Source organism: Pediococcus acidilactici DSM 20284 (genome assembly GCF_000146325.1).
Lineage (GTDB): Bacteria > Bacillota > Bacilli > Lactobacillales > Lactobacillaceae > Pediococcus > Pediococcus acidilactici.
The window spans coordinates 1575753-1591628 of record NZ_GL397067.1; the positions used below are offsets into that span (position 1 = coordinate 1575753).

A 15876-nucleotide genomic window follows, 5' to 3' on the forward strand; every position below is an offset into this window, starting at 1 on the left:
AACGCTCGTTTTTTGATTAAGCGAAATAAAATGACTTTTGGCGCACGTTTCGACTTTATTAAAGTCAAAACGCCAAAATAATATTTAGTTTTTTCTCAGCTTCTTTTATTATGCCGTCGCCGACTTCGGCGCAATCTTCGCCCGGTTCAAGAGTACCGAACTCGTGACTACGGATAGTGAACTAAACGCCATTGCTAATCCTGCTAATTCAGGACTGAGAATAATTCCGGCGAGGTAGAAAACACCGGCCGCCACCGGAATGCCCAGAACGTTGTAAATGAACGCCCAAAAGAGGTTTAACTTAATTCGGTTAAAGGTCTTGCGGCTCAATTCCAATGCTTTTGCAACGTCGCGCAAATCGTTTTTCACTAGCACAATGCCACCGGATTCGATCGCAATGTCGGTTCCAGAACCCATTGCGATTCCTACGTCTGCGGTGCTCAATGCGGGAGCGTCATTGATACCATCCCCAACAAAGGCAACCTTACCGGCCTTTTGGAAATTCTTTACCCGTTCCGCCTTATCCCGCGGAAGGACTTCGGCAATTACCGTATCAATTCCGACCTGTCGCGCAATCGCCTTGGCGACCACGTGGTTATCCCCGGTTAGCATGACCGGTTGTAGCCCTTGGGTCTTTAATTCGGCAATGGCTGCCTTAGAGGTGGGCTTGGGTGCGTCTTGAATGGCAATTAAGCCGATTACCCGGTTATCTAGCGCCACCACGACCACCGTTTTCGCCGCTTTTTGTAAATCCATCATCGCATCTTGCCACTGCTCATCGATGGCAAGGTCGTCCAATAACTTTTCGTTCCCTACTAGGGCAGTTTTGCCGTTTAACTGCGCTTTTACCCCTTTACCTTCCACGGCCGTAAAGTTAGTAACCGTCGCTGGAGCGATGTCCGCTTTTTGCGCAGCCTTAGTGATTGCGGTTGCTAAGGGATGTTCGGAAGATTGTTCGAGACTAGCTGCCACCCGTAAAACCTGGTCACGGTCGCCAACCACGTCGGTTACTTCTGGAGTTCCGTTAGTAACCGTGCCGGTCTTATCAAAGATAATGGTTTTAACTTCGTTCACCTTTTCCAGAACTTCACCGTTTTTGATTAAAATTCCCATCTTAGCCCCCCGGCCAGTACCGACCATTAACGCCGTGGGAGTTGCCAAACCAAGGGCACATGGACACGCAATCACCACGACCGAAACCGCGAAGATCAACGCGTGTGCTAGCGTAGCCCCGAGGAAGACGTACCATACTAAGAAAGTCGCGATTGCTAAGATCAAGACCACCGGCACGAAAATATCGGAAACCCGGTCGGTCAAATTCTGGATTGGAGCATGGCTGTTTTGGGCCTTCTTCACCAATTCAACAATTTGCGCCAACATGGTGTCATTGCCAACTTTGCTAGCTTTAAAGACGAAGGTCCCGGTGTTATTAATTGTCGAACCAATCACGTGGTCACCAACCTTTTTAGTTACCGGCATGCTTTCCCCCGTCACCATTGATTCGTCAATCGTCGAGGAACCCGATTCGATCACTCCGTCAACGGCAATCTTTTCGCCCGGCCGTACCCGAATCTGGTCGCCCACGGCCACTTCGCTGAGCGGCACCTTGACGTACTTTCCGTCACGGAGTACTTCGGCTTCCTTAGCTTGCAAATTAACCAGCTTTTCGACCGCTTCCGAAGCATTGTTCCGCATTTTTTCTTCAAAAACCTGGCCCAATAAGACGAAGGTGGTGACGAATGCCGCACTTTCAAAGAAGACCGCTTGGCCGGTAATCATCGCGTAAATACTGTAGAAGTACGCCGTCGCGGTCCCAATTGCCACCAGCGTATCCATGTTGGAATGATGTTTTTTAAACGACGCCCACGCACTTTGCGCAAATGGGCGCGCGGACAACGCCATTACCACAGTAGTTAAGGCTAACATTGTCCAGTGGCCGCCGGGAAGCATGAACCCCCACGGTTTCAAGATCATTTCGACCAACATTGGTAACGAAAAAATTAACGAAATCCAAAAACGAGTTGTAATTTTCATTACTCAATCACCACTTTTCCGCTAAACATGTCCATGCCACAGCTAAACGGGAATTCTCCCGCGTGGTCCGTATTGATAGTGACCGACTTGGTTTCGTCAAGCGGTAACTGTTCTTCAAATCTTAGTTGCGAAGAATGCACCACGTCCAAACAGCCTTGGGGGCTGGTCCGCCGAAAGTTAATTTGTGCGGGAATCCCCTTTTGAAAATGCACTTCGGCCGGTTGATAACCACCGGCGACCGTAACGTTAACGACTTGCGTTTGCTCTTTCATTTAAATGACCTCCCTTAGCTATTTAACTTCGACTTTGCCATGGAACATATCCATTCCGCATGCCCACTGATATTCGCCAGCCTTGCTGGTATCGATTTTGATTGGCACGGTTTGGTTTTGTGGTAAGGCTTGGTTAATCCCAAAGTCCGCGAAAACCACCCGGTCCAAACAGCTTGACGGATCCTTCCGGGTAAAGTTTAAAACTGCCGGAACGCCCTTTTTCAAGACAATCTTTTCGGGAGAGTAGCCTCCGTTAACCTCCACGTCGACCGTCTGGGTATCGCCAGTAACTTCCGCCACTTCCGACTGGGCTTCGTGTTTACCGAAGAACCACCAAACGATAAAACCAATTAGCGTTAATCCTACTATTAAAACAATCAATCTCGTCATCATTAATCCCCCTCTTTCATGGTGCAAGTTTCGTCACAATCCGTTTCCGGAAGGCAATTGCATTCCACCTTTGCTGGCGCGGTGGAGGCTTTTTGTTGCAATAACTCCTGTAAATTGCTAATATCCTGCTTACTTAAGGTAGTCTGGGCAACTAAATTGGTGATTACCTGCCCCTTCTTCATGTTGCACATGTGAGCAAAGAGCTCGGTAGTCGTCGCCTCCATCGCCTGTTTTTCGGCAATGGTGGGATGGTAAATAAACTTCCGACCCAGCCGTTCGGTACGCAACGCGCCCTTGGCCACTAACCGGCGTAATAGCGTTTTGATGGTGGAAGCCGTCCACTTTTTTGATTGCTGCATCAAGTGGACAATTTCCGTGCTTTTTGCCTCACCGAGCGTCCAAACAATCCGCATAATTTCCCATTCGGCGCCGCTAAGTTCCGTTGCGGTATTTTCCATCGTGGCATTCCTCCCTTTTACGTTTACATTTGTAACCTTCATGATTAGTATAAAAGGCAGGTTTACATTTGTCAACGTAAAAGCTCCTTTCTTCTCATGACCCGCTATAGTATTCTATTAAAGGGGAAAATTTAACAACTGGAGGAGCTTTTATGCCAAAGTACCTAAAATGGGGATTAATCATCCTCTTTTTTCCAATTTCATTGAGTTATTATGCCTACCGGTGGAGTAAAGACCACCTTTGGGCAAAAAGTAATTATCCACGAGTCTTTTCGGGACTAACCGTCTGGGCAATTTGGCTGATGCTTTTAGTGATCGCCCAAAGTACATCCTTTGCCAATGCCGTATCATTACTAGGATTTGCTGGTTTGATTTCGTTTGTAATTGCCTTAATTATTGATTTATTTCATAAGAAATCAGCCCGGCCCGCAATTGTTCCCGTAATTTTGAGTGCCATCTTATTTGTGGGGGCAGTGCAGTTTACCCCGGACACGGAGTCTAGTTCATCCGCTGCTCAAGTAGAAAGCACCCACGTGGTCCACAAGGTGGCGCGCAGTGACCAAAAAGATTACCAAGCTGCTAAGGCAAAGCACGCCGCACTCGTTGCCCAACTAAAAAAGATTAAGCACGAGAACGCGACCTTAGCTAGCGAGAAAGCGGAGGCCACCACCGCCATCGCTACTTCCAAAGCCAAGCGCGAAGAAGCTTCCTCACGCTCGGCCGCGGCAAGTGAAGCAGCTGCCTCCCGCGCCGAAAGCGAAAGTAAGGCATTCGCGGCTTCATCTAAAAAGGCGGCCCAAGCACAACAAAAAGCGGCCGCAGCGCAAAGTCGGGCCGCTGCCCAACAAAGTCGCCAGGCCCGGCAACAATCCGCAGCACAAGCAAATGATGACGAAGGCGATACATACACCGGGACCGCTCAGGACATTATTGGTAACGTTAATTCCCATATTTATCACGTCCCTGGACAAGCCGGTTACCACATGAATTCAGCTAACGCGGTTCACTTCCATTCCGAAGCGGAAGCCCAAGCTGCAGGTTATCGAAAGGCGTTGAGATAATGAAATTAAAAGCAAAATCACTATTAGTAGTCGTGCCATTTTTGATGGGTAGCGTGGTTTACCACCCTACTCCAATGGTTCAAGCAAAGACCGTGGTGAAGTACACTCATCCGCACTGCAAAGCCACCCGTAAACTTCAGAAGGAAAACCGGGAGCTGAAGCAAAAGATTGCAAAAGCACAGGCTAAAAATGACCGGCTCACCAAACAACTAAACCACAAGAAGAAACAACTTCATCAATCGGCGGCTACCAAACAAACCGATACCGCTAACCTAGCCAAGCTAAATTATGCTGGGCAACAGGAAGTCGTCGTTAACCACAATCAGCCGAAGTTTTCCAAGGCTGATCTATCTATCGACAAAGGGGCTTGGCAACGTTACGGCAACCTTGATCACCTCAACCGAGCGACGGCTGCCAACGCCATGCTAAACCAATCCTTGATGCCGACCGCCAAACGCGAACCGCTAACCGTAAACCCCACCGGTTGGCACAATAAGCGGATTGCTTCGGGATGGTTATATAACCGCAGTCACTTGATTGGCTACCAATTAACCGGCCAAAACAATAACTTAAAAAACCTAATGACCGGAACCCGTTCATTGAATTCGCCAGAAATGCTCGCCCATGAAATGGACATCGCCTACTACTTAAAACAGGACCCTAAACACTACGTTCGTTACCGTGTCACCCCCATTTTCAACGGCAACGACCTGTTAGCCCGCGGCGTCCAAATGGAAGCCCAGTCCATCGGTGACAACGACATCCATTTCAACGTCTTCATCTTCAACGTCCAAGATGGCGTGAAGTTGAATTACGCGGACGGGACTAGTTCGGTGGAGAAATAAGAGAAGTTACATCTTCAATAACCATATGTATAAACACTTAAAGAATAGCGCATTCATGGAGGAATTTTTATGAAAAAAATACTTACTTTATTAACAGCTGTATTAACGGTTTCGTTACTACTAATTGCCTGTGGAAACAAACAGGATAAATACGCTGACCAAGCTTTTATGAACGACCTATCAAAGGGGCTTGAAGCTAGATGGTCATTATCTGATTCTGATCCGGATAATGAAAGCAAGGATTTCTATAAACAACTAGACAAAAAAGAACTAGATTCTATTTCTAGTTACAGTAATAAAAAATTTAAAAATGATAAACTACACGAACACGCTATTGCTTACATTAACGCATTAAAAAAGCAGAAAGCTACGCTAAAATATTATGGCTCCGATTCTTTTTATGATAAGTGGAATAAGGCTACCAGCAACCGAAACGCTGAATTACTTGCCATTAATAAAATTCAAAAAGTAAAAGTATCCGCTAAATACAAGGATTACCTTGAAGAATTAAAAGGCTCTGGAAAAGCCCAGGTAGAAAAAAATAACCAGAATAAAGAATTAAGTAACTTGATTAAAAGTATAAACTTCGAAGCACAACCAAAAGAATACCCAGAAGATACCTTTACTACCTATAAGGCAGTTGTAAAAAATACAACTGGAAAGACAATTAAAAATTTAGGGTTAATTGTAAAAATTATTGATAAGGATGACACTACCGCAGATACCCAATATGTAAATACAGAAAATTGGGAAAACGGTGATAAAGTAAAGCTTAGTTTTGATACAGATGCAGAAGTTAACCAAATTAAGGTAAGCAAAGATTATGTAGAATTTGGTAAATAATCTTCCAACCCTGGTGACCAGCAGCGGCTCAATTCTGCTGGTGGAAATAAAATATTAATTATAAAAAATAATTTTAATTCAACATTTTATTATAAAAGTGTGGATAAACAGCTTTAACTGTCTATCCACACTTTTTTACACAAAAAAACATACTATCAATTCTTAAAGTTTCAATCATGCCTTCCAAAACATAACCAAAAGTAAATGATAGTATGTCCCATAAAAATACTACACATGATAATTTCACTACATTTTGTTTATAACATCCCCTTAATCCTCCCCAAAAAGTCCTCGTAACTCGTGCTTCCAACCAATTCAGCAATATTCTTTTCTTCCGTCATCACGTCCGATAACCTGTCAAAAATGTTTCTAAACAACTTAGAATCTTCTTTTCGCACAGCTAAAGCGAATACTAGATAAACGCGACTTGTTCCCCAAGTTAGCCCGTTAGGATTGATATAAATGAACCCCTTGGTACTATGCGCTTTCATGGTTAACGAATGGGGAATTGCTATTTTACCAAACGCCGTGGACGACATTTGTTCCCTATCCAACAAATCTTTTTGGTAATCTTGGTCGGTTACCTTAGCTTGGTAAAAGGCATTGGCAATATGCTCAATAACGGCTTCCTTCGTTTTTAATTGTCGACTAATCGTGAAGAAACGTTGGTCGAAAAATGTTCCAATTTGGCTATCAAATGCCTTCCGCCGCTTTTCATTACCAATTTCATCAATCTTATTTTTCAACATGCGATTATCATTTTTCGTAAAGAATGGCGAGATTCGTACACTAGGTACTCTAGTCGAGATTCTATCTGTAAAGGCAATTAATAAATCAAGATCTTTTTCTACTGCAGAATCTGTGGTGACAACCTTTGTAATTACTAGTTCACTACCAAAATTCTTTTCAATTTGATCAACAATTGATAAAAATTTTCCCTGATAATCTGGAATTAAAATCGCTGTCCTTAGCCGTTCTTTATCTTCAATCTGTTTTGCAATGGCATTTCCAATATGCATAGCAATGTAGGCAATCTCGTTGTCAGGAACCGGCACTCCTACATAGTTTGCAATCTTATGAGATATTAGCACCGCACATTCGTAGACAGTAGGGCTTTGAGCCTTCATTTGATTAGCCATCGGATTTTGAATGCTTTTCCCGTCTCGCAACCGTTGAATTAACCGGCTAACGTGAATCGCAAATTGATTTATAAAATCAGGTCCCGTCAAATCAATTTTATAAATGCTCTTCACGTAAGCAAGAATGACGCGAATTAAGCGTAAAGAACTTTCTGAAATACTGTCTTTCATATCAATCGTCCATCGGGAAACCGAACCATCAATGACCAGCCCCAGACTTTCTAAGTCATCTTTAGAAAAACGAACGTTTGTCTGACTGTTTTCAACTTCCTTTAGTAAATCTTTGGCAAAGCGACTACTTTTCCAGTAAAAATCATCTAAATATGGTTGCGTTTGATATCCATCTCTAATCCGTTGGATGGCAATTACCACGTGTAAAACAATGTTATTCAAATCAAAAGTATTCAAATAAATATGATGATCCTTTGCGCATGCTTGCGTAATCGTGTACAGTCCATCTAAATCAATTGTAGGGAAGTTGCTTCGAATAATTGATTTACTAATAAAATTTCCGTCGCTTTCTTTATATAGCATGTCTGAAAGCATGTGTCGCTTATCTTCTTCGCTACCAGAGATAGAGAAATAATCCCCTCGCTGTTTCAAAGTTAAGTCAAAATTTTTCGCGTATTTTACGGCCGCTTTAAAATCAAGTTTTAAATTAGATTCACTAACAAAAATTTCTTCAGCTAGATCGTACACATTTACCGGCGCATCGTTGCTTAACAATCTATTGAGTACGTAAAAAATCCGTTCCCGCTTAGTAGTTGGGATTTTGGACCCTTTTAATTCCGGTTGTTTTTCTTTAATTTCTCTAGTGCCCTCATATTTATAGCCCAACTTTGAAGAAACCACTGGGTGATCTGCCGATAAATTTTTATAGTACTTTTTAACGCTTCTACCCGACACATCCAAAAAAATCGATAGTTCTTGAACACTATGCCACCCCGGTTTGGTCATGAGGTACCGGAGCATTTCCTCTTCTCTTTTTGTGGACATCATTATATCCCCTAATCATGAGCATTAACTATGTTTAATTTGAAAGTCTGCCAATCAAACGTGGCTTTCTACGCAAAATTTCGCGAAAAGCGTTTAAAATAGCCTAATCGCGAAATTATAATTTTTAACTAAAGTTCTTCGCCATTCGTAGCGATAACTTTCTTGTACCAAGTAAAACTATCTTTTTTGTACCGTGCGCCAGTTCCGTTCCCTTCATCATCTAAGTCTACGTAAATGAAGCCATAACGCTTAGACATTTGTTGAGAAGAACAAGAAACGATGTCAATAGGTCCCCATGCACAATACGCAATTACGTTAGCTCCGTCATGAATTGCACGACCAACTTGTTCAATATGTTGTCTTAAATAATCCACCCGGTAATCATCATGTACTTTTTTGTCTTCAGTTAACTCGTCATACATTCCAATTCCATTTTCCGCAATGATAATTGGCTTACCGTACCGATCCGCATACTGCGAAAGCGTGTTGTAAAATCCTTGAGGATCAATTGCCCAACCCCATGGGGAAGCCTTCAAATATGGATTAGGTGTAGTATCGTTAACTTCATACTTGTTCTTAGTGGAATCAACCATTTGAGAGTAATAGTATGAAATCCCTAAGAAATCCATTGGATTCTCTTTGATCAACTTCATTTCTGCATCAGTAATCGCCAACTTGATGTCGTGATCCGCAAAATAATTTTGGGCAAATTTAGGGTAAGCTCCCCTAAACTGCACATCGGTAAACATGTATTGCATTCGATTATGCTGTAATGCTAATACAACGTCATCCGGTTTCGCCGTCGCAGGAAAGACGGTACCGTCAGCAACCATGGTTCCAATATTTAAATTAGGATGATTAAGAGTTTTGGCATAGTTCTTAATCCAAGCCGCCGCCACCATCTGGTTATGGGTTGACTGGTATAACGCTTCTGCCAAATTATCATACTGGTCCGCTGCCACCCCCACGGATAACCATGGTTCGGTTTGTACCATATTAATTTGGTTAACTACAATCCAGTACTTAACCCGGTCGCCAAACCAATCTAGTAAAGTCTTTCCGAATTTCTCAAACATCGGAATCACATCTTTATTTGGCCAACCGCCATATTTAAAAGTAATGTTAAGCGGAGTTTCGTAATGGTTCATCGTGATGATTGGCTCAATATTTTTACTTAAAAGATAATCAATCATCTTTGAATAATGCTCTAATGCCGCAACGTTGGGTTCTTCGTCATCCCCGTTAGGAAAAATTCGTGACCAATCTAGGGAAGTTCGAAAGGTTTTAAAACCCATTTCACTCAGTAAATCAATATCACTCTCGTACGTATGGTAAAAATCGATACCGTAGCGCTTAGGATAATAGTGTTCCTGGTCGGTCACTCCTGCTTTGGCTTGTGCTAAAGTCATTCCTTGTACTTCTATTTTTTGGATTTCTTCATTAGAAAGTCCCTTTAAAAAGGGTTGGACATCTGAGGAGTTTAGTCCTTTACCATCATCACGATAAGCACCATCTGCTTGGCTAGCCGCTTGAGCTCCTCCCCACAAAAAATTCTTTGGAAAATACGAATACTGATTTTTCATAATAAAATTCCTTTCTTATCTTTTTCCTTCTTTGCGTTCAAATATGTCAATTAACTTCTTAGATAGATTGTATTCACTCATAATGGTCATTACCGTGTCTTGAGCATGGGTAAACAGCACTGAATACTCTACGGCATCGCCTTCCGCTTCTTTTTGTAGTTTCTTAGTTTGAATACGGTGAGCAGCTACCAATTTTTGATTGGCTTCTTCCATAAGTTCTTTAGCAGCGCTATAATCATTCTCTGCTACTTTATCAAGCGCTTTTGAAATAAAATCCCGCGCGTCTCCCGCATTAATAATAATTTCCATCGTTTCTTTTACAGATTCATTTGAACTTTCTTTATCAGCCATATTAATCAATTAACCTTTCTCAAATTATTAATTTTTAGTTTTCCTCTTTAATAAGATTACTGTCGTAAATTTTAAAGAATGGATAATAAATCAACCCTCCTACACAGAATAGAATTGCAAGAAGAATTAAAGCACTAACCGCTGGACTTACTATCCATGTAACAAATGGGAACGGGATATACCACATTTGCATCAATGAATGCGGTATCGGTGATAAACCAAATTTAAACCAAAATACAGTAATTAATGGCAATACAATCCCGTTAATCCATAACGGCAGCATCAAATATGGATTCCAAACAATTGTCCCAAAAACTAGTGGCTCATTAATATTAAATATTGAAGGAACAACACATGCTTTCCCTAAAGCCTTTAATCTCTTAGATTTACTCCAGAAGAGCATCATTAGCACTAACGGCATGGTGCAACCTACTCCACCAATCCAAGGGAAACTATAAATCAGCTCACTAGTAAAAATGTGCGTAATCGCTTGTCCGTGTGCAAATTGTTGTGCGTTATTAGCAATACCAGCAAACATGATTGGTTGATCAATCGCTGCTAAAACCCAACCAGAAATCCCCATTGAATAAATAAAACAGTCAAAAAATAGGAATAAAGTGAATCCCCACCAGGTATCTAATGAATTAGCTAACGGTGAAAATACTGCTACTACCAGCTGGTAAAGATCAAAGTGAACTAAATAAGTTAAAATCCATCCAGTTCCAACTACCAGGATGATAGGTAACATGGAATCAAACCAAGCAATCACAAAATCTGGCAATGCAGTATCTTCATTAAAAAAGCTAAATTTACCAAAGAACCCCATAATAATTGCAACAAAGCCGCCCACAACCAGAGCTACAAACATTCCCCCAGCTCCTAGTTCAGAGAATTGATATGAAATAATTGAACCTGTTTTATCCCAAGTTGGATTAGCAAACATCAGAAATAGCGCAACTGATGATAACCCAGCAATGATTTTTTGTTTATTTAATTTCTTTTGCTCCATCACGTTAAACGGGAAAAGAAAAGCAACAAAAATTGATGTAAGTCCAAAAGTAAAGTTACTAATCGGCGACAAATCTGGCCACCACTTAAAAAAATTAGCAGGAATATCAAGTAATGTAATTAGTGATCCAACAAAAATAAATGGTAAAACCTGTAGAATAGAATTCTTGATAGTCAATATCCATTGATTATTTGCAATTTTCTGTGCTCGTGGAGCAAAACCTTTATTTAAAGCATCCATGAACTTATTCATTGGAATGTCTCCTCTCCATTTAATTAAACTTCTGATTTGATATGCTCAACGGCCGCTGCCCCATCTAAAATCGAATAGTAATCTGGCTTCATCAAAATCGTAACGACCTTGTCAGGTACACTTTTTTGAAGTGCTTCGAATTCTGATTTCAAATGCGGCCCCACCATTAAAACATCAATATCATTGGCGTAGTCATTAAGTTCTGCTTCGCTACGGGCTTGAATTTTATAATCTAATCCTGCTTTTTTGGCAGCTTTCCGCATATTTGCCGCCATAAAGCCTGATGAAGCTCCCGATCCACAAACTAATAAGACGTTTAAACTCATAATAAATACCTCCATGAATGATTTCTTTTTACACTTTTAGAATAAAGCCCTTTCATTATTGTTTAAATTAAGCTTTTTCACCATGAGGGGAAGTTTTATGTCCGTTTAAATCATGGGATTTTCTTTTTAAAAAATTGCCAAATGTTCACGCACCTCTCTATCAAATTTTTCAAAACCAAATTTTAAATAAAAAGGGGCCTTAATCGTACCCATACTGTGGGGGGAAAACCTAAAATCTATTTTTATGAAAACAAAAAATCCAGATTCTCAGGCTTCGCCATCCTAAGTCATCTGGATTTTTGTTTGTCTACTTATTCTTTAACCTGTCCTACTTAAAATACTGCTGCGACGACGTTTGGTCATCACCTAAAACATTGTGGTGCAACATGTAAAATACCCCCGAAGACCAGGAGAAGTTTGACGAGTTCAAACCGTCTCCATTTAATGGATTATAGTTTTCACGAATTGGTCCGCTTCCCGTTAATCCTTCGGCGTGATCGAATAGCTTTTCGGTTTGTTTAAGTGCCTCAGTATTGTAGTTATAATTCTGTAATCCTTCGATACCAAACATCGCTTGATCCAGCCAAACTGGTCCTCTCCAATACTGGGTTGCCGTGAATTTTTTGTTATCCCGCGAAGTAGTTGGGAAAGGCATGTACGTGTTAAACATCTTTTTGTTCATTAGAACTTGTTTTACTTGATCAGCCTGAGCACTCGTTGCAACCCTTGCCCAAAGTGGAATCAACCCTTCCGGACCCTTCCCTCGATTTGAAAGCAACAGAGTAGATCCATCCTTGTTACTTTGTAAGTCGTAAAAGAACCCGGTTTTCTTATCAAACATTTTAGATTGAATCTTATTTTGTAATTGTGAGGCTTCAGCGGTATATTTTTCAGCATCGGCGGTATATCCTAGTTCGTTGGCAATTGCCGCTAAAAATCCCTTATCAGCGTACAAGTAAGAATTCAAGTCAACGGACTCTTGGTTAACTGAATATCCAACAACCTTACCCTTGCTGTCCTTATCTGGATAAACTTTAACACCTTTATCAGCCTTGCCCACTCCAGTAGCATCAAACCTTACCGCATTGTCCATTCCAGATTCCCAAGCGGAAGCAAGAATTACTTCTTCTTTATTAACAACTTTCTGATTGTGTTTGTTCTTCTTGTAATGCAATGGATCGACCGTTGCGCCATATTCAGCTAAACCGTCCTTATTATAATCCCTATTGGAGTACCACCAATCATGGTAGGCAACCAACTTAGGATACATTTCCTTCAAAAAAGCTTTATCCTGATTTGATTTATAAACCTGCCAAACTGCCCATGAAGCTAATGGTGGCTTAGAATTACGTTCATTCCAGTTGATTCCATCCCCACCGCGTTCCTTATTCTTGTTGTAGAAGATGGCATCGGGAATCATCCCGGCATCTTGCGGACGCACCTTATCTTTTTTAGTAATTTGGTAATCAAATAACGCCTTAATTGAACTTTCCGCTAACTCTGGGTCAAATTCTGCCACGGCAGCAGCATGTTTCCAGGAATCCCATGCCCATAAGCCTTCGAACCACTGGTCAGACATCGAAGGAACGATTCCATCATGCTTTAGTGCCCCAGCTGGACTTATCCAATTGGTTACTAAAGTTTCCATTCCTTTAACTGCCGCCCGATCATACTTGGCTTTGTTGGCAACTGCCTTCTTACTTTTATCATTCTCCGTTGTCCTAGTGATATAGTTATTCCAACGATTTTCATTTTGTTGGAAGAGAGTATCTACATTTGCAAAATCATCATTAGCCTTTGCTACTTCAGCATCCGCCTCTTTTTTTGTAAAGGTATAAGATTGGGTAGATTCTAAGGTTTGACTTTCGCCTGGTTTAACGGTAAGAGTTTTATTTAAACTACTCTTGTATTTGTCACCCTTGATACTAGTTTTAACTGGCGCGCTGTAAACCACGTTAAACTGATTACCAGCGGTGGTCATATAATAGTTATCGTTTCTAACCTTCGAAAATTTGACCTTTACCCCGTTAGTTCCTTTCGCTAACTGCTGTTTAAAATTAACCGCTTTCTTTTCCCGGGTCTTTAACTTATTGATAATGTCTCCCGTCCAGTACGCTTTTAAACTTAGATTAGTCTTGCCAGTATTTTGAATGTTTGTTCTAACCATTGCCGTGCGGCTATCAGTAAAGATTAGATCCAAAGTGACCGTCAAATTTTTAAACTTATAAACCTGGTTCAAACGACCTGGATAATAGTTAAAACTTCTCTTAGCGTTCGCGAAGTTAAATTCTTTATTCGTTTTTGCGTTGATAATATGTAACTTAGAAATTTGGTGCGATAAATTGACCGGATATTCTTCAGCAATGATCATGGGTCCCGGGAAACCACCGTATGTCGAGGTTACCCCTTCTTTTGGCAAATAATAAGCATGCCAAGCACCTTGATCTGAAAAAGATGAATACTTATTGGTAGATACTTTTTTATTCTTTGAATAGAAATTTGCAGTCGGATTGCCGCTTATATCTAAGACATTTTTGTAATCTTCTACCGTGTCAGCTTTAACCGAATATCTGTTTTCGCTTAGTAAAATTCCGACACTTAATCCACACACTACGCCTAAAAGGCATTTTTTTACGAGTCTAGCATTAATCATATGTTACCCCCATTAAAAGTTTCACGCTTTATGTAATCGCATACAATTGAGAATAATAAATTGGGCATCACCTCCTAAATAAGACCTCCCTTAAATAAGTGAAATTATGAAAGCTCCTCCAATACAGACCACTACCGTCCAAATTAGTAATGCCGACGTCTTCACCTTTTTACCAACAATCCAATATATCAAAAGAAAAATTAATAATGGAATTAACTTGGGCATGATCATATCTAAATAAGTGTTTAAAGGCTGCGCAAATTTTCCCGCCCCAATCTTTATTTTAGATACATCAAATACTATGTACTGGGAAATCATACCACCTATCGCGGTTAATCCCACGATGCTTGCCGCATAAGTAATTTTATCCATTAGCCCAGTTTTTTCAGCATTAGTAATGAAATAAGCACCATAGCGGTAGCCGTACTTCAGCCCGTAATATCGAATTATAAATCCAGGTACGTTATAAATTAATAAAAATAGTAATGGACCTAAAAGATTACCCTGTTGTGCAAAACCAATTGCAATACCGGTGGCGATAATCCGCAAAGTTCCCGCAATTAAGGAATCACCAATCCCAGCTAAGGGTCCCATCAAGGAAGTTTTTACTGCAGCTATAGAAGACTCATCAAACTCATCACTTTCCGCATTTCTTTCGTCCATTGCGGCATTAATTCCCATAAGGAGAGTAGAGATTTGCGGAGTAATTGCCATAAAATCCAAGCCACGTTTTAAAGCACTTTTAGCTTTTTTAGAATCGCCAGAATATATCTTTTTTACTGCTGGAAGCATTGCGTACGAATAGCCTAAATTCTGTTGTCGTTCATAATTCCATGAAGCATCTAATTGACAAGAACGCCAAAAGATTTTACGTAGTTCCTTGTTAGTTAATTTATGCTCAGAACTCATTAGCATCTTCCTCACTTTCTACTTCATGACTTCCGTTACTATTAGTGTTAACTAGTAAAATTATGGCAACCACACACCCAAAAGCCGTAACCCCTAAAATGCTAATTTTTAGGTATGCAGCTAATAAAAAGCCAAACAGCAGAAATACCGCGGTCTTTTTTGTCATTATCATTCTTACTAATAATGCGAACCCAATTGCTGGAATAATCCCCATTGCATAATTAAATCCATTATTTACAAAAGCAGGTATTCCATTCACAAATGTTTTAATTACGGCTGAACCTAAATAAAAACCTAGACCAGTTAGAAATGCTAAAATTCCTGCCTGGCTAAAAACAGCAATATAATGCATTAAACCAACTCCATAATAATTTTCATCAGTAGCATATTTATCCGCTTTTTCAGCTAATAAAGGAATTAATAGCATCATTAATAAATTCCAAACCATTTGCATTAACATGGAAATAGGTACTGCTAGCGCAACTGCCGTAGCCACACTTGAATGAGTGACAATCACATACGAAGTACCGATAACCGAACCGGAAACCATATCTGGTGGGTTACTAGCGCCAATTGCCATTGCTCCTAACCAAACTAATTCAAGAGCTGCTCCCACTTTAATTCCAGTAGTTAGATCACCTAAAACTAGTCCTACTAGTGGACCCATGATGATTGGACGTGAGATCATTATGCTGGCAAAAAAACTATTTAAATAGCCTAAAAAAGCAACTACAAAAATTAACATCGCTTGTACT

The 15876-nt window shown here is 40.7% G+C and carries 15 protein-coding genes; 3 read left to right on the forward strand and 12 right to left on the reverse strand.

The genetic code is table 11. The features are described 5' to 3' along the window. Positions 1 to 108 precede the first annotated feature (108 nt). Genes HMPREF0623_RS07545 through HMPREF0623_RS07560 form a run of 4 tightly spaced genes read right to left on the reverse strand, consistent with a single transcriptional unit; the run spans position 109 to position 3154 of the window. Positions 109 to 2034, reverse strand: a complete 1926-nt coding sequence (locus HMPREF0623_RS07545; RefSeq protein WP_004166572.1) for a copper-translocating P-type ATPase — start codon at positions 2032 to 2034, stop codon at positions 109 to 111. Continuing rightward, positions 2034 to 2306 (reverse strand): cupredoxin domain-containing protein, encoded by a 273-nt coding sequence (locus tag HMPREF0623_RS07550; protein ID WP_004166573.1) that lies wholly within the window; start codon positions 2304 to 2306, stop codon positions 2034 to 2036. The genes HMPREF0623_RS07545 and HMPREF0623_RS07550 overlap by 1 nt, the downstream gene beginning before the upstream one ends. An 18-nt stretch (positions 2307 to 2324) precedes the next feature. Next, positions 2325 to 2699 (reverse strand): cupredoxin domain-containing protein, encoded by a 375-nt coding sequence (locus tag HMPREF0623_RS07555; protein WP_004166574.1) that lies wholly within the window; start codon positions 2697 to 2699, stop codon positions 2325 to 2327. Beyond that, complete coding sequence (locus HMPREF0623_RS07560; RefSeq protein WP_004166842.1) at positions 2699 to 3154, reverse strand: CopY/TcrY family copper transport repressor; 456 nt, start codon at positions 3152 to 3154, stop codon at positions 2699 to 2701. The genes HMPREF0623_RS07555 and HMPREF0623_RS07560 overlap by 1 nt, the downstream gene beginning before the upstream one ends. A 152-nt stretch (positions 3155 to 3306) precedes the next feature. On the opposite strand from HMPREF0623_RS07560, the gene HMPREF0623_RS07565 reads away from it, so the two are divergent. The 3 genes from HMPREF0623_RS07565 (at position 3307) to HMPREF0623_RS07575 (ending at position 5903) form a co-directional block, all read left to right on the forward strand. After that, positions 3307 to 4215: a TgpA N-terminal domain-containing protein gene (locus HMPREF0623_RS07565; RefSeq protein WP_004166577.1), complete on the forward strand. Its 909-nt coding sequence runs from the start codon at positions 3307 to 3309 to the stop codon at positions 4213 to 4215. Continuing rightward, on the forward strand, positions 4215 to 5060 hold the full coding sequence (locus tag HMPREF0623_RS07570; protein ID WP_004166578.1) for a DNA/RNA non-specific endonuclease: 846 nt from the start codon (positions 4215 to 4217) through the stop codon (positions 5058 to 5060). The genes HMPREF0623_RS07565 and HMPREF0623_RS07570 overlap by 1 nt, the downstream gene beginning before the upstream one ends. A gap of 69 nt (positions 5061 to 5129) precedes the next feature. Then, positions 5130 to 5903 carry an FxLYD domain-containing protein gene (locus HMPREF0623_RS07575; RefSeq protein ID WP_004166579.1) on the forward strand — a complete coding sequence of 258 codons (774 nt, stop codon included), beginning with the start codon at positions 5130 to 5132 and terminating at the stop codon, positions 5901 to 5903. A gap of 257 nt (positions 5904 to 6160) precedes the next feature. On the opposite strand, the gene HMPREF0623_RS07580 is transcribed toward HMPREF0623_RS07575, so the two are convergent. The 8 genes from HMPREF0623_RS07580 to HMPREF0623_RS07615 form a co-directional block, all read right to left on the reverse strand. Further along, a complete protein-coding gene (locus tag HMPREF0623_RS07580) occupies positions 6161 to 8038 on the reverse strand; it encodes a BglG family transcription antiterminator (protein WP_036671400.1) in 1878 nt (625 codons plus the stop codon). 128 nt (positions 8039 to 8166) lie between these two features. Then, the gene (locus HMPREF0623_RS07585; protein ID WP_004166581.1) at positions 8167 to 9621 is read right to left on the reverse strand and encodes a glycoside hydrolase family 1 protein; all 1455 of its coding nucleotides are present in this window, start codon (positions 9619 to 9621) and stop codon (positions 8167 to 8169) included. 15 nt (positions 9622 to 9636) lie between these two features. Next, positions 9637 to 9972, reverse strand: coding sequence for a PTS lactose/cellobiose transporter subunit IIA (locus HMPREF0623_RS07590; protein WP_004166582.1), 336 nt, complete (start codon positions 9970 to 9972; stop codon positions 9637 to 9639). A 34-nt stretch (positions 9973 to 10006) separates the two neighbouring features. Next, entirely contained in the window at positions 10007 to 11233 is a 1227-nt protein-coding gene (locus tag HMPREF0623_RS07595) for a PTS sugar transporter subunit IIC (RefSeq protein WP_004166584.1), read from the reverse strand. 23 nt (positions 11234 to 11256) lie between these two features. Then, complete coding sequence (locus HMPREF0623_RS07600) at positions 11257 to 11559, reverse strand: PTS sugar transporter subunit IIB (RefSeq protein WP_005917472.1); 303 nt, start codon at positions 11557 to 11559, stop codon at positions 11257 to 11259. A 328-nt stretch (positions 11560 to 11887) separates the two neighbouring features. Then, entirely contained in the window at positions 11888 to 14212 is a 2325-nt protein-coding gene (locus HMPREF0623_RS07605) for an MGH1-like glycoside hydrolase domain-containing protein (RefSeq protein WP_004166587.1), read from the reverse strand. A 90-nt stretch (positions 14213 to 14302) separates the two neighbouring features. Then, entirely contained in the window at positions 14303 to 15121 is an 819-nt protein-coding gene (locus HMPREF0623_RS07610) for a PTS system mannose/fructose/sorbose family transporter subunit IID (RefSeq protein ID WP_241234463.1), read from the reverse strand. Then, complete coding sequence (locus tag HMPREF0623_RS07615; RefSeq protein ID WP_200956955.1) at positions 15111 to 15866, reverse strand: PTS mannose/fructose/sorbose/N-acetylgalactosamine transporter subunit IIC; 756 nt, start codon at positions 15864 to 15866, stop codon at positions 15111 to 15113. The genes HMPREF0623_RS07610 and HMPREF0623_RS07615 overlap by 11 nt, the downstream gene beginning before the upstream one ends. Positions 15867 to 15876 lie beyond the last annotated feature (10 nt).